28 protein-coding genes are annotated in these 23,434 nt (G+C 72.3%); 13 read left to right on the forward strand and 15 right to left on the reverse strand.

Going from position 1 to position 23,434, the window contains the following annotated elements:
* The first annotated feature begins 46 nt into the window (after positions 1-46).
* Complete coding sequence (locus JT362_RS23270) at positions 47-706, forward strand: hypothetical protein (RefSeq protein WP_260193766.1); 660 nt, start codon at positions 47-49, stop codon at positions 704-706.
* Here JT362_RS23270 and JT362_RS23275 read toward each other — a convergent pair.
* On the reverse strand, positions 703-2,262 hold the full coding sequence (locus tag JT362_RS23275) for a putative glycoside hydrolase (RefSeq protein WP_260193767.1): 1,560 nt from the start codon (positions 2,260-2,262) through the stop codon (positions 703-705). The two genes, JT362_RS23270 and JT362_RS23275, sit on opposite strands and share 4 nt — an antisense overlap.
* Positions 2,263-2,395: 133 nt before the next feature.
* Between JT362_RS23275 and JT362_RS23280 the strand changes: the two genes are divergently transcribed.
* From JT362_RS23280 to JT362_RS23290, 3 genes are all read left to right on the forward strand, one after another.
* Positions 2,396-3,400: a polysaccharide deacetylase family protein gene (locus JT362_RS23280; protein WP_260193768.1), complete on the forward strand. Its 1,005-nt coding sequence runs from the start codon at positions 2,396-2,398 to the stop codon at positions 3,398-3,400.
* A gap of 130 nt (positions 3,401-3,530) precedes the next feature.
* On the forward strand, positions 3,531-4,175 hold the full coding sequence (locus JT362_RS23285) for a GmrSD restriction endonuclease domain-containing protein (protein WP_260193769.1): 645 nt from the start codon (positions 3,531-3,533) through the stop codon (positions 4,173-4,175).
* Positions 4,169-4,423: a hypothetical protein gene (locus tag JT362_RS23290; RefSeq protein WP_260193770.1), complete on the forward strand. Its 255-nt coding sequence runs from the start codon at positions 4,169-4,171 to the stop codon at positions 4,421-4,423. The genes JT362_RS23285 and JT362_RS23290 overlap by 7 nt, the downstream gene beginning before the upstream one ends.
* Positions 4,424-4,613: 190 nt before the next feature.
* Here the strand turns inward: JT362_RS23290 and JT362_RS23295 are convergent, their stop codons facing one another.
* The 4 genes from JT362_RS23295 to JT362_RS23310 all read right to left on the reverse strand — a co-directional run bounded on the left by JT362_RS23295 (position 4,614) and on the right by JT362_RS23310 (position 8,675).
* Positions 4,614-5,033, reverse strand: coding sequence for a DUF3151 domain-containing protein (locus JT362_RS23295; protein ID WP_260193771.1), 420 nt, complete (start codon positions 5,031-5,033; stop codon positions 4,614-4,616).
* Positions 5,034-5,068: 35 nt separating this feature from the next.
* Positions 5,069-6,103, reverse strand: coding sequence for a class II fructose-bisphosphate aldolase (gene fbaA / locus JT362_RS23300; RefSeq protein WP_260193772.1), 1,035 nt, complete (start codon positions 6,101-6,103; stop codon positions 5,069-5,071).
* A 66-nt stretch (positions 6,104-6,169) separates the two neighbouring features.
* Entirely contained in the window at positions 6,170-6,991 is an 822-nt protein-coding gene (locus JT362_RS23305) for an LLM class F420-dependent oxidoreductase (protein ID WP_260193773.1), read from the reverse strand.
* A 58-nt stretch (positions 6,992-7,049) separates the two neighbouring features.
* Positions 7,050-8,675: an alkaline phosphatase D family protein gene (locus JT362_RS23310; RefSeq protein WP_260193774.1), complete on the reverse strand. Its 1,626-nt coding sequence runs from the start codon at positions 8,673-8,675 to the stop codon at positions 7,050-7,052.
* Positions 8,676-8,810: 135 nt separating this feature from the next.
* On the opposite strand from JT362_RS23310, the gene JT362_RS23315 reads away from it, so the two are divergent.
* Both JT362_RS23315 and JT362_RS23320 read left to right on the forward strand, forming a co-directional pair.
* Positions 8,811-9,716 carry a short-chain dehydrogenase/reductase gene (locus tag JT362_RS23315; RefSeq protein WP_260193775.1) on the forward strand — a complete coding sequence of 302 codons (906 nt, stop codon included), beginning with the start codon at positions 8,811-8,813 and terminating at the stop codon, positions 9,714-9,716.
* Positions 9,717-9,746: 30 nt separating this feature from the next.
* Positions 9,747-10,211, forward strand: coding sequence for a pyridoxamine 5'-phosphate oxidase family protein (locus tag JT362_RS23320; RefSeq protein WP_260193776.1), 465 nt, complete (start codon positions 9,747-9,749; stop codon positions 10,209-10,211).
* Between the two features lie 210 nt (positions 10,212-10,421).
* Here the strand turns inward: JT362_RS23320 and JT362_RS23325 are convergent, their stop codons facing one another.
* Positions 10,422-10,700 carry a YciI family protein gene (locus JT362_RS23325; protein WP_260193777.1) on the reverse strand — a complete coding sequence of 93 codons (279 nt, stop codon included), beginning with the start codon at positions 10,698-10,700 and terminating at the stop codon, positions 10,422-10,424.
* A gap of 66 nt (positions 10,701-10,766) precedes the next feature.
* Between JT362_RS23325 and JT362_RS23330 the strand changes: the two genes are divergently transcribed.
* The 4 genes from JT362_RS23330 (at position 10,767) to JT362_RS23345 (ending at position 13,835) form a co-directional block, all read left to right on the forward strand.
* Positions 10,767-11,363, forward strand: a complete 597-nt coding sequence (locus JT362_RS23330) for a SigE family RNA polymerase sigma factor (RefSeq protein ID WP_260193778.1) — start codon at positions 10,767-10,769, stop codon at positions 11,361-11,363.
* A 248-nt stretch (positions 11,364-11,611) separates the two neighbouring features.
* A complete protein-coding gene (nagA, locus tag JT362_RS23335) occupies positions 11,612-12,763 on the forward strand; it encodes an N-acetylglucosamine-6-phosphate deacetylase (protein ID WP_260193779.1) in 1,152 nt (383 codons plus the stop codon).
* Complete coding sequence (locus JT362_RS23340) at positions 12,760-13,089, forward strand: hypothetical protein (protein ID WP_260193780.1); 330 nt, start codon at positions 12,760-12,762, stop codon at positions 13,087-13,089. The genes nagA and JT362_RS23340 overlap by 4 nt, the downstream gene beginning before the upstream one ends.
* A 62-nt stretch (positions 13,090-13,151) precedes the next feature.
* On the forward strand, positions 13,152-13,835 hold the full coding sequence (locus JT362_RS23345) for a DedA family protein (RefSeq protein WP_260193841.1): 684 nt from the start codon (positions 13,152-13,154) through the stop codon (positions 13,833-13,835).
* Here JT362_RS23345 and JT362_RS23350 read toward each other — a convergent pair.
* Entirely contained in the window at positions 13,832-15,226 is a 1,395-nt protein-coding gene (locus JT362_RS23350; RefSeq protein ID WP_260193781.1) for an FAD-binding oxidoreductase, read from the reverse strand. The genes JT362_RS23345 and JT362_RS23350 overlap by 4 nt on opposite strands.
* Positions 15,227-15,317: 91 nt before the next feature.
* Here JT362_RS23350 and JT362_RS23355 point away from each other — a divergent pair, with 91 nt between their 5' ends.
* The 3 genes from JT362_RS23355 to JT362_RS23365 all read left to right on the forward strand — a co-directional run bounded on the left by JT362_RS23355 (position 15,318) and on the right by JT362_RS23365 (position 17,562).
* Entirely contained in the window at positions 15,318-16,274 is a 957-nt protein-coding gene (locus JT362_RS23355; RefSeq protein WP_260193782.1) for an alpha/beta hydrolase, read from the forward strand.
* Between the two features lie 155 nt (positions 16,275-16,429).
* Positions 16,430-17,041 (forward strand): DedA family protein, encoded by a 612-nt coding sequence (locus JT362_RS23360; RefSeq protein WP_375546549.1) that lies wholly within the window; start codon positions 16,430-16,432, stop codon positions 17,039-17,041.
* 110 nt (positions 17,042-17,151) lie between these two features.
* Positions 17,152-17,562, forward strand: a complete 411-nt coding sequence (locus JT362_RS23365; RefSeq protein WP_260193784.1) for a VOC family protein — start codon at positions 17,152-17,154, stop codon at positions 17,560-17,562.
* Here the strand turns inward: JT362_RS23365 and JT362_RS23370 are convergent.
* From JT362_RS23370 to JT362_RS23405, 8 genes are all read right to left on the reverse strand, one after another.
* Complete coding sequence (locus tag JT362_RS23370) at positions 17,559-18,299, reverse strand: SDR family oxidoreductase (protein ID WP_260193785.1); 741 nt, start codon at positions 18,297-18,299, stop codon at positions 17,559-17,561. The genes JT362_RS23365 and JT362_RS23370 overlap by 4 nt on opposite strands.
* Positions 18,296-19,441: a glycoside hydrolase family 76 protein gene (locus tag JT362_RS23375; protein WP_260193786.1), complete on the reverse strand. Its 1,146-nt coding sequence runs from the start codon at positions 19,439-19,441 to the stop codon at positions 18,296-18,298. The genes JT362_RS23370 and JT362_RS23375 overlap by 4 nt, the downstream gene beginning before the upstream one ends.
* 67 nt (positions 19,442-19,508) lie before the next feature.
* A complete protein-coding gene (locus tag JT362_RS23380; RefSeq protein ID WP_260193787.1) occupies positions 19,509-20,156 on the reverse strand; it encodes a TrmH family RNA methyltransferase in 648 nt (215 codons plus the stop codon).
* Positions 20,153-20,524 (reverse strand): DUF2784 domain-containing protein, encoded by a 372-nt coding sequence (locus JT362_RS23385; protein WP_260193788.1) that lies wholly within the window; start codon positions 20,522-20,524, stop codon positions 20,153-20,155. The genes JT362_RS23380 and JT362_RS23385 overlap by 4 nt, the downstream gene beginning before the upstream one ends.
* A gap of 9 nt (positions 20,525-20,533) precedes the next feature.
* The gene (locus JT362_RS23390) at positions 20,534-21,250 is read right to left on the reverse strand and encodes a LemA family protein (RefSeq protein ID WP_260193789.1); all 717 of its coding nucleotides are present in this window, start codon (positions 21,248-21,250) and stop codon (positions 20,534-20,536) included.
* Between the two features lie 25 nt (positions 21,251-21,275).
* Complete coding sequence (gene pyrE / locus JT362_RS23395) at positions 21,276-21,839, reverse strand: orotate phosphoribosyltransferase (RefSeq protein ID WP_260193790.1); 564 nt, start codon at positions 21,837-21,839, stop codon at positions 21,276-21,278.
* Positions 21,840-21,904: 65 nt separating this feature from the next.
* Positions 21,905-22,648: a DUF3137 domain-containing protein gene (locus JT362_RS23400; protein WP_260193791.1), complete on the reverse strand. Its 744-nt coding sequence runs from the start codon at positions 22,646-22,648 to the stop codon at positions 21,905-21,907.
* 2 nt (positions 22,649-22,650) lie between these two features.
* Positions 22,651-23,433 (reverse strand): SDR family NAD(P)-dependent oxidoreductase, encoded by a 783-nt coding sequence (locus tag JT362_RS23405; RefSeq protein ID WP_260193792.1) that lies wholly within the window; start codon positions 23,431-23,433, stop codon positions 22,651-22,653.
* Between the last annotated feature and the right edge of the window lies 1 nt (position 23,434).

Below are 23,434 nucleotides of genomic sequence, written 5' to 3' on the forward strand. Positions count from 1 at the left end.
GTTCAGCGGAAATGCCGGTGATTGAGCGTAGACCAGGAGGCGGCGGGTGGGCGCACTGATACTGGGTTGTGGCCCGGCCGTCACCAGCCCGGACTGGCGGAAACTGGCCTCGGCCAGCGGATCCGATGCCGTGGAGATCCCCACCACACCGGGCAAGTCGGACATCGACGCGCTGATCAAGGCCGGTACCAGCGGTGACGTCCTGGTACACGGGAGTGACGCCGACCTGGCCGCGGTGGTGCTGCGGCTGCTCCGCCTTGACCGGCTGGACGTGACCGTCGGGTACGTCCCGGTGTCGGCGTCCTCGCCCGTCGCCAGGGTCTGGGGCCTGCCGGCGGACCGGGTGGGTGCCGCGCTCGACGGCGCGGCCGGGACGGTGCCGCTGATCCGCGACGACGCCGGCGGCGTCCTGCTCGGTCTCGGCGTCCTGGCCCCCGTCCACGGCACGGTCCTCTGCGACGACGCGACGCCGCTGCGCGGGACGGCGGAGCGGGTCGAGGTCACCCCGGACCCCGGGGCGGGGCTGGCGGTGACGGTGGTGCGGAAGGGGTTGCTGCGCCGGCGGTCGAGCACGGTGAGCGGGCGGGCGGTGCAGTTCGGCGGCGAGCAGCCGGTGACCCCGGTGCGCGACGGCGTGCGCCACCCGCGTCCGATGAACCGCTGGACCTGGTACCGGCACACCGACGACCTGCGGATCCGGCGTTAGCTCGCGGGTTTCAGGCCGGTGGTGTCGTACCGGCAGGAGGCGTTCCACAGCAGGTAGGACTCCGCGCCGGTCGCCTTCTTCGCGGCGTCGATCTGGGCCGCCACCTCGGCCGGGCCGTAGGTCCTGCTCATGCTGAACGCCTGCAGCCACGGGATCACCTCGGCCCCGCTGCCCTTCATCAGGTCGACGAACGCCTTGAGCGAGCGGTAGGTGATGTCGTAGGGCTGCGACTCCGGGTTGGCCACGCCGAACTCGCCCGGCCCCCAGTGCGACGGGTAGACCATCGGCGAGACGTAGTCGACCACGGGCGCCATCGCGCCGATGTCCTGCGCGATCGCCGTCGGCCGGTCCACGGCGATGCCGAACACCGAGGCGCCGAGGAACGCGCCGTGCGGCCGGACCGAGTCCCGGCTGGTGGCCAGGAAGTCCACAATGGCCTGTTCCGGGGTGCCCTGGAGGCCCGGAATCCGCATCTGCTCCAGCGAGCCCTCCGGGCGGCGGACGTAGTCGTAGAGGATGTCGTCGAAGCCCAGCTCCGCGGCCTCCTCGGCGAGCGCGACGTTGTAGGCCACCACCTCGGGGTTGGCGAAGTTGGTGAAGGCGTACTCGCCATAGGAGCCGGACCATGGCGTGCCGCCGCTGGTCTGGATCACCCGGTCGTGCTTCCCGGACGCCCAGGACGCCTCGGCGAGCACCGGGTCGCGGAACGCGACGAGCCGGCCGACCAGGCGGACCCCGAGGTCGTTCAGCTGCTCGGCGACGGCCTTGGCGTCGTAGTGGTCGTTGGTGGCGCCGATCTGCTTGGCCAGCGGCACGTTCGACAGGTAGCCGACGTCGCCCGCCTCGTCCTTGATGTCGAGCTGGACGGTGTCGATCCGGCCCTCGCGGGCCATGCGCAGCACCGGGTCGCGCAGCGTCGGCGAGGACCAGGCCATGGCGCTCATGTGCACCGCGCGCATGCCGGGGTGGCGGACCTGGACCTGGTGTTCCTCGGTCGCGGTGTTGCCGGCGGCGTCGCGGGCGAGCACGCTCACCGTCGCCGGCGGGCGCGGCAGCTCGACGGAGAAGGTGCCGTCCTCCTCGAGCGGGACGACCTGGTCGTCGACGGTGACCACGCTGGCGTCCTCGGCCCGGCCGGTGAGCGTGTACGGCTCGGTCAGCGAGGTGACCTCGGTGTCGTCGACGGTCAGCTCGGGCGGGGTGGCGTCGACGGTGAAGTGGTGGGTGGTCTCCCGGTCCGGGAGCAGCGGCGCGGTGTCGCGGGCGGTCACGCTGTGGACGCCCTCATCGAGGCCGGGGTCGGCGAGCACGATCCGGTCGCCGTCGCGCCGGGTGCGTACCTGTTCGCCGTCGACGAGCAGCACGATGTCGTCGTCGGCGCTGACCGCGAGGTCGCCGAGGCGGTCGGGGTGCAGGACCGCGCCGTCGGCGACGCCGTCGATGTCGGGTTTGCCGCCCATGCTCCACACGCCGACCGGCACGGCGACCGCCACCGCGGCCAGCACACCGACGACCGCCAGTACCCAGATCCACCGGCGCCTCGTTCGTTCAGCCATCCTCCACCCCCCGGTCGGGTGATCGTCACAGGTGCCAGCGGGGTTGCCCACCGCAACGAAGAACTAACACATAGTCACCCGAACGTGTCCTTGCTGTTGTCCGATGCGCGGAAGCTGCTCGACAGTGGAGGACGTGCCAAGCCGAATCCTCGTCCCGCTCGCGGCCCTGCTCGCGCTGTCGTCATGCGCCGCGCAGGGCGGGACCCCGCAGCCCGCGCCGGCCCCGGCGTCGTCCTCACCGCCGCCCACCACCAGCGGTTCCGCGCCCCCGGACCCGGCCGAGGTCGGCGCGAACGAGCTCGGTTCGGTGCCGGTGCTGATGTACCACCGGATCGTCGCGAAGCCGGAGTCCGTGTACGACCGGACCCCCGACGGGTTCCGCGCCGAGTTGGAGCGGCTCGCCGAGGAGGGCTACGTGCCGGTCACCGCCGGCCGGTTCGCGGCGGGCGACCTCGACGTCCCGGCCGGTGCGCACCCGGTGGTGCTCACGTTCGACGACGCGGACCCGAGCCAGTTCGCGCTGACCGAGGCCGGCGAACCGAAGCCCGGTACGGCGGTGTCGATCATGCAGGAGGTCGCCGAGCGGCACCCGGAGTTCCGCCCGGTGGCGACGTTCTTCGTCAACGCCGACCCGTTCGGCGATCCGGGTGGGCGGCGCACGCTGCCGTGGCTGCTGGAACACGGGATGGAGATCGGCAACCACACGGCGACGCACGCGAACCTCGGCGAGTCCACTCCGGACCAGGTGCGGCGGGAGATCGTCGAGTTGGACCGGCTGGTGCGGGAGGTCGGGGGTGAGCCGAGCACGCTGGCGCTGCCGTTCGGCATCCAGCCCGAGCCGCCCGAGCTGGCGCTGCACGGAGAGGGGTACCGGTACCGGGGCGCGTTCCTGGTCGGGGCGAACCCGTCGCCGTCGCCGTACAGCGCCGAGTTCGAGCCGTCCGGGATTCCGCGGATCCGGTCCCAGTCCGGCACCGGCCCCGAGGCCGAGGTGTGCTCGACGGTGTGGCTGGACAAGCTCGCGGCGTCCCCGTCGCTGCGCTACGTCTCGGACGGCGTACCGGACCGCATCTCGTTCCCCCGCGCCTCGACGGAGACGGTCGCCCCGGGTCTGCGCGAGCGTGCGCGGCCGTACTGAGCCGTTCAGCCCCCACCGAAAGTCGGGAATTCCAGGGTTTTCACTCACCGTCACCGAGTGGTATTGATCGTGTCAACTTCGTGTCGCACAGTCAGGGACGTCTCGTCCTGGACTGTCACACGGAGGCGTCATGCTCACGAAGTCGGGGAAAGCACGGGTTTTCGGTGCGTCGTTGTTGTTGGCCGCCGGAGCCGCGGTCGCGGTGGGTGGTGGCTCGGCGTCCGCCGTACCGCCGGGAATCCCCGACGCGGAAACCGCCAGGTCGGAACTGTCCTCGCTGACGGTGGCCCCCGACGGGTCGATGGACGGCTACGACCGTGACCTGTTCCCGCACTGGTCGTCCGTCGAGGGCAACTGCAACACCCGCGAGATGGTCCTCCGCCGCGACGGTGACGGTGTCGAGGTGGGGACGGACTGCTACCCCACGTCCGGCACGTGGACCAGCCCGTACGACGGCGACACGTGGAGCGAACCGTCCGATGTGGACATCGACCACATGGTGCCCCTGGCGGCCGCGTGGCGCAGCGGCGCGTCGGAGTGGACGACCGCCGAGCGCGAGGCGTTCGCGAACGACCTGTCGTCCCCCCAGCTGTGGGCGGTGACCGACAACGTGAACCAGTCGAAGGGCGACCAGACCCCGGAGGCGTGGAAGCCGCCGCTGGAGTCGCACTGGTGTGAGTACGCGCGGGCGTACACGCATGTGAAGTACGTGTACGACTTGACGGTGAACTCGGCGGAGCAGGGGGCGTTGTCGGACATGCTGGGTACGTGCTGAACTCGTACAAGAGCCCGTTGGTCGCCGGTCAGGGTGGCGTGCTGACCGAGGAGGTCGGCGTCCTGACCGGCGACCTGGAGCTGCGCACCACCCTGTCCAAGGACGGCGTGGTGACCGCGAAGGTCCGGTACGCCGGGGCAACGGAGTGGTACCACCTACGCGGCGGCTCCTGCCGAGTTGCCGACGACCGCGACCACGCCGCCGTGCACTCCCTGCTGGTAGGCGTCCTCAACCGTCCCACCGGCTGACCCGCCCCGCCCAACCCCCACCCACACAAACCCCCGTACGACAACCCCCACCCGATCCCGGGGGCGTCCCGCCTTGCCAGTCTATCGGCGGAAGGTCACGGGGGAAGGTACCTAGATCAACATGTGGACAACCGGCGTGGTTGTGGACAACTGGGGTGGTTGACGCGGGCGGTCCGGGTGGAGCGCGGGGTCAGGCCAGGCCCAACTGGGCGGGGGCCTCGGGGTCGGAGTCGGCGAGGAACTGGGCGCAGCGGGCGTGTTCCTCGGTCTCGCCGATGGCTTCGGCGGCTCGGGCCAGGGCGGCCAGGGCGCGGAGGAAGCCCTGGTTCGGGCGGTGGGACCAGGGGATGGGGCCGTGGCCCTTCCAACCCGCTCGGCGGAGCTGGTCGAGGCCCCGGTGGTAGCCGGTACGGGCGTAGGCGTACGCGGCCACCGGGTTGTTCTCCGTCAGCGCCAGCTCGGCCAGGGCGGCCCAGCCCTCGCTGAAGTCGGGCCACTGGGTGACGACCTTGGCGGGCTCGGTCCCCGACGCCATGGCCGCCTGGGGCTCGGGGCGGTCGGGCAGCTGGGTCGCGGGCGGGCCGCCGAACAGGTTCTCTTGCAGCGTCATACCCGCATCCTGCCCGACGGCCCGGTCCCGTTCGCTCAGCCGGCCAGCATGCGGCCGGCGGACTTCAGGTTCTCGCACGCGTGGGTCACGCGCGCGGCCATGCCCTGCTCGGCGGCCTTCAGGTAACTGCGGGGGTCGTAGGCCTTCTTGTTGCCTACCTCGCCGTCCACCTTCAACACACCGTCGTAGTTGGCGAACATGTGCGCGGCCACCGGACGGGTGAACGCGTACTGCGTGTCCGTGTCGATGTTCATCTTGACCACGCCGTACGACAGAGCCTCGTGGATCTCCTCGAGCAGCGAGCCCGAGCCGCCGTGGAAGACCAGCTCGAAGGGCTTCGAGCCCGCGGCAAGGCCCAGCTTCTCGGTGACGACCTCCTGGCCGCGCTTCAACACGTCCGGGCGGAGCTTGACGTTCCCTGGCTTGTACACGCCGTGCACGTTGCCGAACGTCGCGGCCAGCAGGTAGCGGCCCTTCTCCCCCGAACCCAGCGCTTCGACGGTCTTGATGAAGTCGCCCTCGGCCGTGTACAGCTTCTCGTTGATCTCGTGGGCGACGCCGTCCTCCTCGCCGCCGACCACGCCGATCTCGACCTCGAGGATGATCTTCGCCTTGGCCGCCTGGTCGAGCAGCTCGGTGGCGATCGTCAGGTTCTCGTCCAGGTCGATGGCGGAGCCGTCCCACATGTGGCTCTGGAACAGGGGGTTGCGGCCCGCGGCCACCCGCTCCTGGGAGAGCGCGACCAGCGGACGGACGAAACCGTCCAGCTTGTCCTTGGGGCAGTGGTCGGTGTGCAGGGCGATGTTCACCGGGTACTTCTCGGCGACCACGTGCGCGAACTCGGCGAGCGCGACCGAGCCGGTGACCATGTCCTTCACCTTCGTTCCCGAGGCGAACTCGGAACCGCCGGTCGAGACCTGGATGATCCCGTCGCTCTCGGCCTCGGCGAAGCCCCGCAGCGCGGCGTTCAGCGTCTCGGACGAGGTCACGTTGATGGCGGGAAACGCGAACTCGTTCGCCTTCGCCCGGTCCAGCATCTCGGCGTAGACCTCGGGTGTGGCGATGGGCATCGGTACGTCCTCCTCGGGGCTGGACACGGCCTTCAGCAGAATCCTACGAGTCCCACCACCCGGTACTCAGCCGGCCAGCGCTGGCGCGAGCCGGCGCAGCGTGGCGAGCCGGTCGGGGTTGAGGACCTGCAGCGCCACCTGGTCGGCACCGGCCAGCCGGTGCTCCTCGACGCGGCCGCGGACGGCGTCCTCGTCGCCCCACGCGACCATCGCGTCGACGAGCCGGTCGCTGCCGCCGTCGGCGAAGTCCTCTTCGGTGAAGCCGAGGCGGAGCCAGTTGTTCGTGTAGTTCGGCAGCGCCAGGTACATCGAGAGCGCCTGGCGGCCGAGCGTGTGGGCCTCGGTCCGGTCGGTGGTCAGGACGACCTTCTGCTCGGGCACCAGCAGCGGGCCGGTGCCGAGGGCCGCGCGGGCCTTCGCGGTGTGCTCGGGCGTGGTCAGGTACGGGTGCGCGCCGGCGCAGCGGTCGCCGGCCAGCCGGAGGACCCGGGGGCCGAGCGCGGCGAGCACCCGGCCGTCGGCCGGAACGCCCTCGGCGTCCAGGCCGTCGAGGTAGCTCACCAGCTTCTCGTACGGCTTGGTGTAGCGGTCGCCCACCAGCGCACGGTGGCTCGCGCCGATGCCGAGCAGGAACCGGCCCGGGTGCCTGGCCAGCACCCGGGCCCGGTGCCCGGCGAGGACCGACGGCGGTTCGAGCCACACGTTCACGATGCCGGTGGCCACGGTCAGCGTGGTCGAGTTGTCCAGCAACTGCTCGGCGTACCGCAGCTCGGGGGGCGAGTTCCCGATCCACAGGGTGCCGAAGCCGAGTGCTTCGAGCTCCGCCAGTGCCTCCGGCTCGTTCAGCTCCGACCCGCTCGCCGGCTCCCACAGTCCCAACCCGTGCACGCCGCCTCCATCCGTCGACTCTTCGATGATTATCGAAGACAACCAGGAGGGCGGTCGATCAATTCCCGATCGGCGAGCCGACGCGGCGGACCCGCTGGGTGCCCGCGCGCACCCGGTAGGAGCGGGCGTGGGTCAGGGTGCTCGCCGGGTCCGCCTTGTTGGCCAGGAAGTACCAGTCCATCTGCGCACCGGCCGGGGTCACCTCGAGCACCGAGGCGCCGTGCGAGTCCACCTCGACCCACTGGACGTGCCGGTTCAGCGTGGTCAGCGCGGTCTCGATGACCGGGCCGACCGTGCGCGGCGGGACGCCGGCGATGTCGTCGATGTTGTCCGAGGTCACCGACGTGCAGACGAACTCGGTCGCCACCGACGGCGACAGCGGGTACAGGCCGGCGTCGCGCGGCACGTCCGACGCCCACGACGAGTGGATGTCGCCGGTGAGGAACACGGTGTCCCGCACGCCGGTGTCGGCGATGGCGTCGAGCAGCAGCCGGCGGTCGGCCGCGTAGCCGTCCCACTGGTCGGGGTTGATCACACCGCCCTCGCGGGGCAGGCCGAGCAGCTCCAGCAGCGGGCCGAGCAGGTCGGCGGGCAGCGGCGGCACGAGCACCGGCGCGACCATGACCGAGTTGCCGACGAGCTTCCACTGCGCGTCGCTGCCGACCAGCCCGTCACGCAGCCAGGCGAGCTGGGCGGCGCCGGTCATCGTCCGGTCCGGGTCGTCGACGCCGTCGTCGAACGGGGGCACCTGCTGGGAGCGGTAGCTGCGCAGGTCGAGCATGGACAGCTCGGCGAGCAGGCCGAACCGCAGCCTGCGGTAGAGCCGGTCGGCCTGGTTGCGCACCGGCATCCACTCGAAGTACGCCCGGTGCGCGCGGGCGCGGCGGGCGGCGTAGTCGCCCTCGGTCGCCGGCTGGTGGTTCTCCGCGCCACCGGACCAGGCGTCGTTGGCGACCTCGTGGTCGTCCCAGGTCGCGATGACGGGCACCGACGCGTGCAGGCGCTGGAGGTGCTCGTCGGTCTTGTACTGGGCGTGCCGGCGGCGGTAGTCGGCCAGGGAGACCATCTCGTGCGCGGGGACGTGCCGGCGGACGCCGTCGGTGGCGGCGCCGTACTCGTAGAGGTAGTCGCCGAGGTGCAGAACGGCGTCCAGGTCGCCGCGTTCGGCGAGGTACCGGTACGCGGCGAAGTGGCCCTCCTGCCAGTTGGAGCAGGAGACCACGCCGAAGCGCAGCCGGGACACCGCGGCGGTGGCGGCCGGAGCGGTGCGGGTGGTGCCGACGGTGGACACGGCGCCGCCGAGGTGGAAGCGGTAGTGGTACGTGGTCGCCGGGGCGAGGCCGGTGGCGTCGACCTTGACCGTGTGGTCGCGGTCCGGGCCGGTGCGGGCGGTGCCGGAGGCGACGACGGCGGCGAACGCCGGGTCGGTGGCGACCTCCCAGGTCACGTCGACCTCGGGGCCCACGCCGGAGCCGGGGGTGGCGCCGGGGGTCGGGGTGACGCGGGTCCAGAGCAGGACGGCGTCGGGCAGCGGGTCACCGGAGGCGACGCCGTGGGCGAACGTGGCGTCGACGGCGGCGGCCGCGGGGGCGGGGGCGGTGCCGACCGCGAGGCCGACGGTGGCGACGGTGGCGACGCCGGATGCCTTGAGGACCGATCTACGGTCGAGCAGGGAATCAACCATGACTTCGGATCGTGCCGCGCCGGCCCCCGGTCACCTAGAGCCTTCCGGGGTGAACATCCGGTACACATTTGCCATCTACTCCGAGTAGGTTACTCATGGTAAGTTCAGGCGACGAACGCTCTTCGAGGAGGCGGGATGGTCGACCGGGAACGGGACGTGCGCGGAAAAGTCGTAGTGGTCACGGGGGCCGCGCGGGGCATCGGCGCCGGCGTCGCCCGCGACCTCGCGCGCAGGGGCGCGAAGGTCGCGCTCGTCGGCCTGGAGGCCGATGAGCTGGCGGCCGTCGCAGCCGAGTGCGGGGCGGACGCCGGCTCCTGGACGGCCGACGTGACCAGCTGGGACGACCTGGAGCGCGCGGTCGCCGCGATCGTGGAGCGGTACGGGCGGATCGACGTCGTCCTGGCCAACGCCGGCATCGCGGCCACCGGGTTCACCCGGTCGATAGACCCGAAGGCGTTCGAGCGGGTGATCGAGGTCGACCTGCTCGGCGTGTGGCGCACCGTGCGGGTGACGATGCCGCACCTGGTCGAGAGCCGGGGTTACCTGCTGCTGGTGTCGTCGGCGGCGGCGATCGTGCACATCCCGGGCAACGCGGCGTACTCGGCGGCCAAGGCGGGCGTGGAGGCGCTCGCGAACGCGCTGCGGGCCGAGGTCCGACACCTCGGCGTGGACGTCGGCGTGGTGCACCCGACCTGGATCGCGACCGACATGGTGGACAGCGCCGACGAGCACCCGGTGTTCGGCGCGATCCGCCGGACCCAGCGCGGGCTGATGGGCAAGAAGTACCCGCTGCCGGTCGCGGTGGAGCTGATCAGCGCCGGGATCCGGTCGCGGGCGCGGGCGGTGCACGTGCCGGGCTGGGTGGGCGCGCTGAAGCTGGTCCGGGCGCTGCTCCCCCGGGTCGTGGAGCTGGTCTCGCGGCGGATCGTCCCGGACGCGGACCGGGCGGCGATCGCCGACATCGAGCGGCGCGGGCCGGAGGAGGCCAGCATGGTCGGGCCGGGTGCGCGGGCGGCGGCGCGGAGCGCGGCCGGACGGTAGCCTGCGGGCGGCCGATCAGGGGAGGCGCGGATGTCGCGGCGGGCGGGGATCACGATGACGCCGGAGGAGGTCGCGGCCTTCCTCGCGGAGGGCACGGTCGCGAACGTCGCCACGATCGGCCCGAACGGGCGGCCGCACCTGGTCCCGCTCTGGTACGTGCCGAAGGGCGACGTCGTCGAGACCTGGACCTACGGCACCTCGCAGAAGGCGAAGAACCTGCGGCGACTCCCCCAGGCCACCGTGCTGGTGGAGGCCGGCGAGAGCTACGACCAGCTGCGCGGCGTGTCGATGGAGTGCGACGTCGAGCTGGTCGAGGACGCCGAGCGGGTGACGCGGATCGGGTTCGAGCTGACCCGCCGGTACAACGCGAACGAGCAGGTCGCCACGGCCGCGACCCAGTTCGTGCGGGTGCAGGCACGCAAGCGGATCGGGCTGGTGTTCCGGCCGACCGGGATGGTCAGCTGGGACCACCGCAAGCTGGGCGGCACGTACTGAGCCGCTACGGTACCGGCCGTCGGTGGTGAACGTCGGACGGCCGGCGAGGTGGAGCGGGCCGCTGCCGCCGATCCGCTCCGTGCCCATGACGAGCAGCTCGCTCCGCGTGTCCAGCGCGCCGGTCCCGAACTCGGCGGTCACGGAGGCGTAGAGCGGACACGGAACGCACGAACCCGCTTGTCGACACGCGGGAAGGGTGGCCGGGCGGGGCTAGCCGATCGTGCCGAGGACGACGTTCCACTCGTGGATCGTCCTGGCCGCGGCGACGTGCTCGGTGGTGTACGGGTCCTCGTCGAGCAGCCGGTCCAGTTCGGCGCGGTCGGCGACCCGGTAGATCGCGAACCCGGCGGAGTCGTCGGCCCAGGGACCGGCGGCGGCGACGATGCCCTGCTCGACGAGCCGCGCCAGGTACTCCCGGTGCCGGGGCCGGGCGGCGGCGAGGGCGTCGCGGTCGTCGGTGTAGGTGGTCTCGACGGTGAAGCAGGCCATGGCGGCACGGTAGTGGCCCGGGTACTGGCACTGCCCGGGGCTTCCCGGCACCGGTAGGTTTGGCCCGTGGCAGGGGACCAGGGCATCGAGCGCAGCGCGGAGCGCAGTGTCGAGCGCACGCTCGGTCACCTGCGGGCGATCGACACGGGCAGCTACGCGATACCCGGCCGGGAGCCGGCGCCGCTGACCCTGGAGGACCTGTACCGGACGCACCGGATGCGGCTGGTGCGCCTGGCCGTACTGCTGGTCGACGAGCCGGCGACGGCCGAGGACGTGGTGCAGGAGGCGTTCACCGGCCTGCACCGCCACTGGGGCAACCTGCGCGACGCGGCGGCCGCGCTCGGCTACCTGCGCACGGCCGTGGTGAACGGCTCGCGCAGCGTCCTGCGGCGACGGAAGACCGCGCGTGAGTACACCCCGCCGCACATGGTGAACGCCCGCTCCGCGGAGAGCCTGGCGATGTTGACCGCGGAGCACCAGTCGGTGGTCCGGGCGCTGTCGAAGCTGCCGCCCCGGCAGCGTGAGGTGCTGGTGCTCCGGTACTACGGCGACCTGTCCGAGGCGGAGATCGCCGAGGCGGCCGGCATCTCGAAGGGCACGGTCAAGTCGACCGCGAGCCGGGCGCTGGACGCGCTGCAGAAGATCATGCGCTCCCCGAACTGACTCCGCTTCGGGCGAGGACCCGTGGCCGGTGTGTCGATGAGCACTCCCGCGTCGCCGAGCAGGCGCCGGACGTGAAGGTTACGGACCGCCATCGGGGTCACCCCATGTCCAGGTCGGCGTGGACAAACGCGCCTTGCTGACTATGATTGACGAGATCGGTTGACGTTTTGTGAAATGTTCCCGGTCGACTGATAGCCGCTATGGTATAGACCAATAGTGTCGAAACGGCGGGTTCAAGGGGTGTGGCGATGGCTGCGCAGCTCATCACCGGGGGCCGGGTCGCGACGCCGGACGGCGTGCTCGACCCCGGCTGGGTGCTCGTGGAGGGCGGCTCGATCAGTGCCGTCGGCGCGGGCGACCCGCCGGTGACGGACGCCCCGGTCACCGACGCCGCCGGCCGGTGGGTCGTGCCGGGGTTCGTCGACATCCACTGCCACGGCGGCGGCGGAGCCGCGTTCACCAGCACCGATCCGGCCGACGTCCGGCACGGCGTGCTCGCCCACCGCCGGCACGGGACCACGACCCTGCTCGCCAGCCTCGTCTCGCGGCCCGTCCCCGAGCTGGTCGAGCAGGTCGCGGCGCTGCGAGAACTGGTCGAGGACGGGCTGCTCGCCGGGATCCACCTGGAAGGCCCCTTCCTGTCCGCCGCCCGGTGCGGGGCGCACGACCCGGCCGTGCTCCGCGCGCCCGACGCGAACTCGGTGGACGCGCTGCTCGCGGCCGGCCGGGGCGCCATCCGGATGGTCACCGTCGCCCCCGAGCTGGAGGGCGCCGTCCCGGCGGTGAAGCGGCTGGTGGACGCGGGCGTGCTCGCCGCCGTCGGGCACACCGACGCGCTGGCCGAGGACGTCGTGCCGGCCGTGGACGCGGGCGCCAGCGTCGCCACCCACCTGTTCAACGGGATGCGGCCGCTGCACCACCGCGAGCCGGGGCCGATCGGGACGCTGCTGGACGACGAGCGGGTGACCGTCGAGCTGATCTGCGACCTCGTGCACCTGCACCCGACCGTGGTCCGGCTCGCGGCGCGGCACGCGGGCACCGGGCGGACCGTGCTGATCACCGACGCCATCTCGGCCGCCGGCGCCGGCGACGGGGTCTACGACATCGGCGGGCTCGAGGTGCGGGTCGAGGACGGGGTGCCGACGCTCGCCGGGGGCGGGTCGCTGGCCGGGAGCACCCTCACCATGGACGCCGCGTTCCGGAACCTCGTGGAGGGGTGCGGGCTCGGCGTGCTGGAGGCCGTGCACGCCGCCTGCACCCGCCCGGCGGAGCTGCTCGGGCTCGGCGACCTGGCCGGGCGGATCGCCCCGGGCCTCGCCGCTGACCTGGTGCTGCTCGACGACACGCTGCACCCACAGGCGGTCCTGCACCACGGCGAGTGGGTACCGTCGGGCACGTGACCGACGACCCGGAACGGCTGGTCGCCGACGCGCTGCGCGCGCACGCCGCCCGCACGCCGCTGCCGGCACCCGGCACGGAACGGAACCCCGAGCCGGACCCGGAACCGGACCCGGGCACCAGCCCGGTGCTCGGCAGCTACGGCCTGCTCTCCGGCTCCGGGGTCACGCTGCCGAGGCAACCCGATCCCACCCTGCGTCACCCGGTCGCCGAGGTGGCCACCCGGCGGGTCGAACCGGGGGGCGTCGGGGTCGGGTGGGTGCTCCTGCTCGCCCTGCTCCTGGGGCTCGCGGCCGGTGCGGTGGTCGGACTGCTCACCCTTCTATAACGATATATAGCGCTTTCGGTACCTTGTCCGGTGTGACGATTGCCGCCGCCACCGCCAACGTGATGTCGATCATGCCTTCGTGGCTCGATCCCGAGACGATCCTGCGGGGGCTCGGCCCGTTCCTGCTACCCGGCCTGTGCCTGATCATCTTCGCCGAGTGCGGGCTGCTGATCGGGTTCTTCCTGCCCGGCGACTCGCTGCTGTTCACCGCGGGCATGTTCGCGGCCAGCGGCATCATCGACGCCGACGTGTGGCTCGTGTGCGTGCTGCTCACGGTGTGCGCGTTCATCGGCAACGTGTGCGGCTACTGGATCGGCCTGAAAGCCGGGCCGGCGCTGTTCAAGAAGCAGAACTCCAAGCTGTTCAAGCAGGAGTACGTGGACAAGACGCACGAGTTCTTCGACAAGTACGGCGCCAGGGCCATCATCCTGGCCCGCTTCGTGCCGATCGTGCGCACGTTCATCACCGCCATCGCGGGCGTCGGCCGGATGGACCCGAAGAAGTTCTTCACCTACTCGGCCATCGGCGGCGTGCTCTGGGCGACCGGCGTGACCCTGCTCGGCGCCGCACTCGGCCAGATCCCGTTCGTGCACGAGAACATCGAGGCGATGCTGATCCTGATCGTGCTGATCTCGATCATGCCGATCGTCTACGAGGTGATCAAGGCCCGCCGGGAGAAGAAGAAGGTCGCCGAGGCCGCGATCGAGACCGCCGCCGAGACGACCACCGAGATCACCCGCTTCTAGGACAGGTCGAACATCGACCCGGGGTTGAACAGGTTCCCCGGGTCGAGCGCCGCCTTGATCGCCCGGTGGGTGCGCACCCCGACCGGGCCGATCTCGCGGGCCAGCCACTCGCGCTTGATCTTGCCGATGCCGTGCTCGCCGGTGACCGTGCCGCCCAGCGACAGACCGAGCGCCAGGATGTCGTGGAACGCCTGGTTGGCCCGCGCGAACTCGTCCTCCGACGAGGCGTCGTAGATGATCGTCGGGTGCATGTTGCCGTCGCCGGCGTGCCCGACGACCGCGACCTTCAGCCCGACCTCCGCGCTGATCCGCTCGCAGCCCGCGATCAGGTCGGCGATCCGGGTGCGCGGCACGCACACGTCGTCGGTCATCCAGGTGCCGTACTCCTCCAGCGCCGGCAGCACCGCGCGCCGGGCGGCCAGCAGCATCGCGCCCTCGGCCGGGTCGAACGTGGAGTGCACCAGGTCCGCGCCGGCGTCCCGGCAGACCTGCTCGATCGCGGCCAGCTCGCGCCCGGCCTGCTCGCCGCCCGAGTCCGACTGGCACAGCAGCAGCGCGGCGCACCCCGACCCGGCGCCCAGCTCCGTCTTCAGGTGCGCCTCGACCGCGGCGATCGACGTCGAGTCCAGGATCTCCATCAGCGACGGCACCACGCCCTCGCGCACCACCCGGCTCACCGCGACGCCCGCCGCGGCGACCGACGGGAACGCGGCCACCAGCGTGCCGGGGGCCTGCGGCAGCGGCCGCAGCGCCAGCGTGGCCTGGGTGATCACGCCGAGCGTGCCCTCGCTGCCGATGAACAGCTTCGTCAGGTCGTAGCCGGCCACGCCCTTGACCGTCCGCCGGCCGGTGCGCAGCAGCTCGCCGTCGGCCAGCACGACCTCCAGGCCAAGCACCGAGTCGGTGGTGACCCCGTACTTCACGCAGCACAGGCCGCCGGCGTTGGTGGACAGGTTGCCGCCGATCGTGCACCAGTCGTAGCTCGACGGGTCGGGCGGATAGAACAGCCCGTGCTTCTCCACCGCGCCGCGCAGGTCCAGGTTCACCACGCCCGGCTGCACCACGGCGAGCCGGTTGTCCGGGTCGACCTCGACGATCTCGTTCATCCGGGTGGTCACCAGCACGACGCACCCCTCGATGGCGTTCGCCGCGCCGGAGAGTCCGCTGCCCGCGCCGCGCGGCACGATCGGCACCCCGGCGGCCGCGCACGCCCGCACCACGGCCTGGACCTCCTCGGCGCTGCCCGGCAGCACGACGGCCAGCGGGGCGCCGTGCGGGGCGAGCGGCATCATGTCGCGGCGGTAGCTGCCGGTGACGTCCGGGTCGACGAGCACCGCGTCCTTGCCCAGCGCGTCGGTCAGGGTCGCCAGCAAACCGGTGTCGGTGCGCACGTACTCAACCGTACGACACTTGAGACTTTCGTTGGACCTCCCATCATTTACCGTTGATGTTGAACGTCGTCGGGGACGGGAGGTGGGCCGCGTGGCACCGCCGAACCCCGTGCCGACCACCCCGAGCGCGCGGAGCCGGGCGCTGGCCCAGCTGCTCGCGGGCGGCCTGCGCCCGCTCGGCGACCGGCTGCCGATCACCCGCAACCCCGCCCTCCAGGTCGTCCGCGAGGCGTTCGACGCGGTCGGGCTGACCCCGATCCCGCGCGGCACCCGGGTGACCGCGGTCGCCGACGGAGACGTCCGGGGCACCTGGATCACCGGCCGCGACGCGGCCCGGGCCGCCGGGATCGTGCTGTACCTGCACGGCGGCGGGTTCGCGTTCGGCTCCCCGCGCACGCACCGGCACCTGGTGGCCGCGCTGTCCTCGGCCACCGGCCGGCCCGCGTTCCTGCTCGACTACCGGCGCGCGCCGGAGCACCCGTTCCCGGCGGCGGCCGACGACGCGCTGGCCGCGTACCGGTGGCTGCTCGCCTCCGGGTACGCACCGGCCGAGATCGTCGTAATGGGCGACTCGGCCGGCGGGCACCTGGCCTGCGGGCTGCTGGCGGAGCTGGCCGGGCGGCGCCTGCCGATGCCGGCGGGCGCGGTGCTGTTCTCCCCGTTCCTGGACCTGACCGGCGCCGAGCTCGACGACCGGGACGCCGTGCGGCGGGACCCGTTCGTGCCGCCCGCCCGGGCGCGGGAGTGCGGGCGCGTCTACGCCGGCGCGCACGGGCCGAGGCACCGCCGGCTCGACGTGCTCGGCGCGCCGAAGCGCCGCTGGCCGCCGGTGCTGGTCCAGGTCGGGGACACCGAGTGCCTGCTCGGCGACTCCGAACGGCTGGCCGAGGGGCTACGCGCGGCCGGCGGCGCGTGCGAGCTGCAGGTGTGGCCCGGGCAGGTGCACGTGTTCCCGGCGTTCTACCCGCTGCTCCCCGAGGGCCGTGCGGCGATCCGCTACGTGGGCGAGTACGTGCGCGCCGGCGAGGCGACACGCGCGGCCGCATGAGTGATTCCGAACACAATCGACGCGCGATCGGCGGGCGATAGGTCCGGTTCCCCCCATGCGCGCGAAAACGGACACGTAGGCTACCGGTCGTGTCCGTAGACCTGGCTGAGACGAGCGCGCTCGCGACCGGCGTACTCGAGTCGGCAGGCCCGGTCATGGTGTGGATCATCGTGCTCGGGTTCGTGTTCACCGAGTGCGCGTTCATCGTCGGGCTGTTCCTGCCCGGCGACTCGCTGCTGTTCGCGGCCGGCGTGGTGCTCGCCCAGCACGACCACGAGACGCACGCCTGGCTGCTGTCGATCGCGGCGACCATCACCGCCGTCGCCGGCAACATGCTCGGGTACTACATCGGGAACAAGACCGGCAACGCGCTGATCGCCCGGCGCGGCGGCCGGGTGCTCAACCACGAGAACCTGGCCAGGGCCAGGGACTTCCTGGACCGCCGTGGGTTCTGGGCGATCGTGCTGGCCAGGTGGATCCCGTGGGTGCGCACGCTCGCGCCGCTGATCGCCGGCGCGGCGAACATGGACCTGCGCCGGTTCACGCTGGCGACGTCCATCGGCGGGATCGCGTGGGTGCCGACACTGGTGCTGATCGGCTACTACGCCGCCGGGATCATCGACGGCATGCCGTGGCTCAAGGCGGTGGCGCTCTGGGGCAGCATCGCGTTCCTCGTGGTCGGCACGGTGTGGGGCGTGGTGCGGTACCGCCAGGAGATGCACCGCCCGGTCGACCCGGAGCCGGTGAGCGCGACCACCGGCGACTGAGCGCTCAAGTCTCGGCCTGCAAAAGATCCAGTAACGGTGGTCTTATCGTCATGCCCCTGGGGCACTATGTCGGAGGCGGCCCGCCCCCACCGGGCCCCGGAAGGACTCTGATGCCCACGTTGACCGGCGTTCACCATGTCGCGCTCACCGTGACCGACGTGGACCGCAGCGAGCCGTGGTACGAACGGGTGCTCGGTTTCGAGACCATCGGCCGCGACGACGACGAGACCACCGGCCGGCGCAAGGTGTTCTTACGCGGGCCCGGCTTCGGCATCACGCTGACGCTGGTACAGCACCCCGACGCGCGCCGCGGCTCGTTCGACGAGCGGCGGCCGGGGCTGGACCACCTGTCGTTCAGCGTGCCGAACAACGCGTGTCTCGGCGAGTGGACCGACCGCCTCACCGAACACGGCGTCACGTTCTCCCCGATCACCGAGGAGCAGTCCGCGCCGGGCACCAGGGTCATCGCCCTGCGCGACCCGGACGGCATCCAGCTCGTGCTCTGGGCCAGACAGGTCTAGTACCCACCGCTGATCGGCAGCACCGCGCCGGTGACGAACGAGGCCGCCGGGGACAGCAGCCACAGGATCCCCTCGGCGATCTCCGCCGGCTGCCCCGCGCGCCGCATCGGGATCATCGGCGCGCGCCGGGCGATCCGGTCGGGCAGGCCGACCGCCGCGTGCAGGCCGGTCTCCACCAGGCCCGGCGCGACCGCGTTGACCCGGACGCCCTCGTCGCCCACCTCGAGGGCGAGCCCGTGCGTCATCGACTCGACGGCGGCCTTGCTGGCGGCGTAGTGCACCCACTCGCCAGGCGACCCGCGCCCGGCCGCCGTCGAGGACACGGTCACGACCGCGCCGCCACGTCCGCCGTGCCGGGTCGACATCCGGCGCACGGCCTCGCGGGCGCACAGGAACACGCCGAGCACGTTCACCTCGAGCACCCGCCGCACGGTCCCGGCGTCCTGCTCGTCGAGCCGGCCGGCGGCGCCCACGATGCCGGCGTTGGCCACCACCCCGGCGAGCGGCCCCAGCTCGGCGGCCGTGTCGAACAGCCGGGCGACGTCGGCCTCGTCGGCGACGTCGCCGCCGACCGCGATCGCCCGCCCGCCGGCCGCCTCGATCTCGGCGACCACGTCCCGCGCGGCGGTACCGTCGGTGGCGTAGCCGACCACCACCGAGTACCCGCGCGCGGCCGCCAGCCGGCACACCGACGCCCCGATCCCCCTGCTGCCCCCGGTCACCACCAGCACCGTCACCCTGGCGAACCTAGCCGCTCCAGCATCGCCGCCGCTTCCAGGACCATCCAGGCGGACAGCTGCACCGACAGGTCCCGCTCCACCCGCCGGTGCCGGGCCGAGTGCGGCACGTCCGCCGGGCGGGTCCACTCCGGGCCGAACAGCGGGCCACCGCGGGCGAGGGCCCGGTTGCGCCACGCCGCCTGCGCCGAGGCGATCACCACCCGCGCCGCCACCGGACCGAGGTCCGAGCCGAGTCCGGGCAGCCGGGCGGCGGCCAGCGCCAGGTAGCGGGCCAGGATCCCGGCGAACAGGCCGCCGTCCCCGCCGCCGCGGCCGCGGAGGACGTCGTGGTCGACCAGGTGGGTGGCGACCGCCCGGATCGTCCGCTCGGCGCGGCCCACCCACACGCCGGAGGTGTCCTCGGCGGCCAGTTCGACGCAGGCGCCGAGGAACACGCCCTGGCAGTAGGTGTAGACGGTGCGCACGACGTCGCGCACCGTCCCGTCCGGCTCCACGTAGAGGCCGTCCCAGAGCAGGCCGGTCCCCGGGTCGACCAGGAGCTGCTCCATCCACTCGGTGTGCGACCTGGCGCGCTGCCGGTCGGCCCGCTCGCCGCCCAGCGACGCCCACCGGGCGAACAGGATCGCGGCCGGACCGTTGGCCGGCACGTTCTTGAAGTTGTCGCCGCGCCGCCACCAGACGCCGCCGCCCGCGTGGTCGGTCCAGCCGTCCCGCAGCTGGGCGGTGATCGCGGTCAGCGGGACCTGGACCGGCACCTGCTCGCACTCGTGCGCGCGCAGCAGCGCGAGACCCAGCCAGGCGATGTCGTCGTAGTAGGCGTTGGTCCAGGACAGGTTGCGCAGCCGGATCCCGCGCACGAGCCGGTGGATGGTGGCGGCCCGGCCAGGGTGCGGCTGGCGCTGCTGGGCGTCGACCAGGCAGTCCAGCAGGTGCGCCTGCCACCAGTAGTTCCAGTGCGTGTGCAGCCGCTGCCGCGCCGACGGCGGCCACGCGGCGACGCCGAGCCGGGTGCCGGGCAGGCCCCAGAACCGGCGCAGATGCCGGGTGAGCACGGCCCGCTCCGCGACCGCGGCCCGCGCGGCCCACAGCGACGGGGACTCCTCGGTCGGACTACCCGCGTACTCGGCTCGTTGGCTCACCCTTCCATGGTCGTGGCTGGATCGATCCCATGTCCCCGCCGAACGGACGATGTCACCTGAGTGTGTCCTACCAGGCGCTCGTGAGGTCGGCGTGTTGGCGGATCCAGCTGTGCATGACGATGCCCGCCGCGACGCCGGCGTTGATCGAGCGGGTCGAGCCGAACTGGGCGATCGAGACCACGCGGTCGGCACCCTCGCGGGCCGCCGCGGTCAGGCCGGGGCCCTCCTGGCCGAACAGCAGCACGCAGCGGCGCGGCAGCGCGGTCGTCTCCACCGGGGTCGCGCCGGGCGAGTTGTCGACGCCGACCACCGACAGGTCATCGGCGGCGGCGAACTTGAGCAGGGACTCCACGTCCGGGTGGTGGTCGACGTGCTGGTAGCGGTCGGTGACCATCGCGCCTCGGCGGTTCCAGCGGCGGCGGCCGACGATGTGCACGGCCTTCGCGGCGAAGGCGTTGGCGGTGCGGACGACGGTGCCGATGTTGTGGTCGTGGCCGAAGTTCTCGATGGCGACGTGGAAGTCGTGCCGACGACGGTCCAGGTCGGCGACCACGGCGTCCCGCCGCCAGTACCGGTAGGCGTCGACGACGTTGCGCCGGTCGCCGCCGGCCAGCAGGTCCGGGTCGTACCGGTCGTCGGCCGGCCACTCGCCCGGCCACGGGCCGACGCCGACCGGGTCGCCGAACTCCCACTCGGTCGGGCCGGGCTCGCTCACCGGGGCACCGGGGTGGCGGCGCGGCGGCGGTGCCGCAGGTACACCCCGACGTAGGACACGATCAGCAGCACGATCGCGCCGACCGCGACCACGGGCAGGAACGAGCGCGGGACCAGGTCGTCGTAGATGTAGTACTCGTTGAACCCGCCGGGCAGCGGGCCGAGGCCCTGCCGGGCGCGGAGCCAGTCCTCGATCGTGGTCAGCGGGCACGGCACGGACGTCACGTTGACCAGGACACCCCAGGCCGCGAAGAACACGTGCACGTAGATCGACTTCGGCCACCGCCAGGCGAGGAACCCGCCGAGGCCGATGTAGAGCAGCGCCGCGAAGTGCACCACGACGGTGACGTCGGCGAGGAACGCGGCCATGTGCCCAGGTTACCGGGCGGGCGGCTGGTTTTCCGGCGGTTGCGCTGGCGGGACCTGCGGCTGGGCCTGGACCGGCTCGGTCGGCGGAGTCTGCTGGAGCGCGGGCGCGCCCATCGGCGGGGTCGGGGTGACCGGCTCGTTCAGGCTGTCGAAGGCGCCGCGCAGCGACGGGGCCGCGCGCACCCTCGGGTCGTCGACCTCGTAGTACTCCTTCTTCTGGAAGTTCCCCATGTTCGCCACCATGCTCGACGGGAACGTGTCGAACCGCGTGTTGTACGCGCGCACGTTGCCGTTGTAGAACCGGCGGCCGGCGGCGATCCGGTCCTCGCTCTCCACCATCTGCTCCTGCAGGTGGTGGAAGTCCCGGTTCGCCTTGAGGTCCGGGTACTGCTCGGCGACCGCGAAGAAGTTCGACAAGGCCCCGTTGAGCCGCTGCTCGACCTGCCCCTGCCGCTGCGGGCCGGCACCACGCGCGGCGACCGCCTGGCCACGGGCCTCGATGACGCCGGTCAGCGTGCGCTGCTCGAACCGGGCGGCCGCCTTGACCACCTCGACCAGGTTGCCGATCAGGTCGTGCCGGCGCTGCAGCTCGACGTCGATCTGCCGCCAGGACTCCTCGATCGTGTTCCGCTGTCTGGCGAACTTGTTGTACATCGCGACGAAGGCGCCGACCACGATCACGATGAGCGCGACGACGACCAGGACGATGACCAGTGCGGCGTTCACGCCCCCGAACCTATCGCGTACGCCTTCACAGGCCGAGGTCGGCGAGTCCCAGCAGCGCCCGGTACGGCAGCCCCCGGGCCTCGATGACCTCGCGGGCCTCGGTCTCCCGGTCGACGACGGTGGCCACGCCGACCACCGTCGCGCCAGCCTCGGTGACCGCGTCGACGGCGGTCAGCGGGCTGTTCCCGGTGGTCGTGGTGTCCTCGACGACCAGCACCCGCTGCCCGGCCACCTCGATGCCCTCGATCCGCCTGCGCATCCCGTGCTCCTTGGCGGCCTTGCGCACCACGAACACGTCCAGCACCTCGCCCGCCCCGGCGGCGGCGTGCAGCATCGCGCCGGCGACCGGGTCCGCGCCGAGGGTCAGGCCGCCGGCGGCGACGTAGTCCCAGTCGGCGGTGAGCTGGCGCAGCAGCCGGCCGATCAGCGGCGCCGCCGCGTGGTGCAGGGTCGCCCGGCGCAGGTCGACGTAGTAGTCGGCCTCCTTGCCGGAGGAGAGCACGACCCGGCCGCGCACCACGGCCAGCTCGCTCACCAGTCGGGCCAGCTCGCCCTTGGCCGTCGGATCCACAGTCGGAGCGGTTCGCACAGGTCAGAAGCCTCTCACACCCGGTGCTCCGGCTGGACGAAGTACCCCCGCACGGCCCCGGCGGGTCAGTCCTTCCAGACGAAGTCCGGGGTGCGGTCCAGGATCTCGCTGGCGTACTCGAGCAGCTGGTCCACCTTGGCCAGCTCGATCCTGCCCTCGTCCCAGACGACGATGTCCCCGCGCTCGAAGCGGAACGGGATCGACTGGGCGCGCTGGTCGGTGAGCATCCACTCCATCATCCGCGGGTGCAGGATGTCGTAGGCGAACTTGTCGGCGTTCGTGCGGATGTGGAACGTCTTGTTGAACTGCTCGCTCTCCAGCTGCAGGTCCTTCACGCCCACCATGCCGAGCAGCTTGCGGCCCCAGCCCTCGCGGGTCACCTCCAGGGTGGGGCGCGGCGCCGGGCTCAGCAGGGAGACCACGGTGAAGCGGTAGGTCTTCGTGTCCTGGTGGGGCGAGATGTGCTCGGTGTTGCCGGCCCGCAGGTTGGCCCGCTTGTAGCTCTCGGAGTAGATGTGGTCGCCGCGGCCGCGGGTCTCCTTGTAGGAGTACTCGAACGCCTGCATGGTGCGGCCGCGGTAGGTGCCGCGCAGCACGTGCTCGGCGCGGCGGCTGTGGCCCTCGCCGAACGGGGTGCCGAGGAACCGGTTGATCCGCGACTCGTCGACGTCCTGGTACTCCCAGCCGCGCTGGGCGGCGACGGTGCTGAACTCGCCTGCCTTCTTCTTGCGTGCCTGCCACTGGTACCACGTCCAACCGGCGATCACCACGAGAGCGCCGACGACCAGCAGCACGTTCCCCAGGTCCATGGTCAGGTCCTGTCCCTTCCTGCGGTGGACTTCGTCTCCAGTCGCCGCAGCAGGCCGCGGGGCAACAGCCGCGGCACGGCGAGGAGTGCCTTGTAGATCACCCCGGGCACCGAGAAGGTACGGCCACGGCGCAGGTCGCGCATGGCGTCGGCGACGACCCGGTCGGCGTCGAGCCACAGCCGGTCGGGTAGTTGGTTGTCCTTGTCGTCGCCGGCCCGTTCGTGGAACTCGGTACGGGTGAAGCCGGGAACCAGCGCGAGCACCCGTACCCCGGTGCCGGTGAGCGTGGCGGCGAGGCCCTCGGAGAACGTGGTCACCCAGGCCTTGGACGCGGCGTAGGTCGGGCCGGTGCCGGGGAAGAACCCGGCCACGCTGGCCACGTTGACGACGCCGCCGTGCCGGCGGGCGATCATGCCGGGCAGCGCGGCCCTGGTCAGCCGCAGCACCGAGGCCACGTTCACGTCCAGCTGTGCCTGGAGCCAGTCGACGTCCACGTCGGCGAAGTGGCCCCGGGTGCCGAAGCCGGCGTTGTTGATCAGCAGGTCGACGGGGTTGTCCTCGTCGGCCAGGCGTTCCTCGACCCGCTTGCGAGCCCGGGTGGTGGACAGGTCGGCGGCCATCGTCCGCACGTCGACGCCGTGCCGTTCCGACAGCTCGGCGGCGACGTCCTTCAGCCGCTCCTTGGTGCGGGCGACGAGTACCAGGTCGTACCCCTCGGCCGCGAGGTGCCTGGCGAACGCCAGGCCGATCCCAGCGGTGCCGCCGGTGACGAGCGCAGTGGGCATG

This window comes from Actinophytocola gossypii (assembly GCF_025165815.1).
In the GTDB taxonomy this organism is placed as follows: Bacteria; Actinomycetota; Actinomycetes; order Mycobacteriales; family Pseudonocardiaceae; genus Actinophytocola; species Actinophytocola gossypii.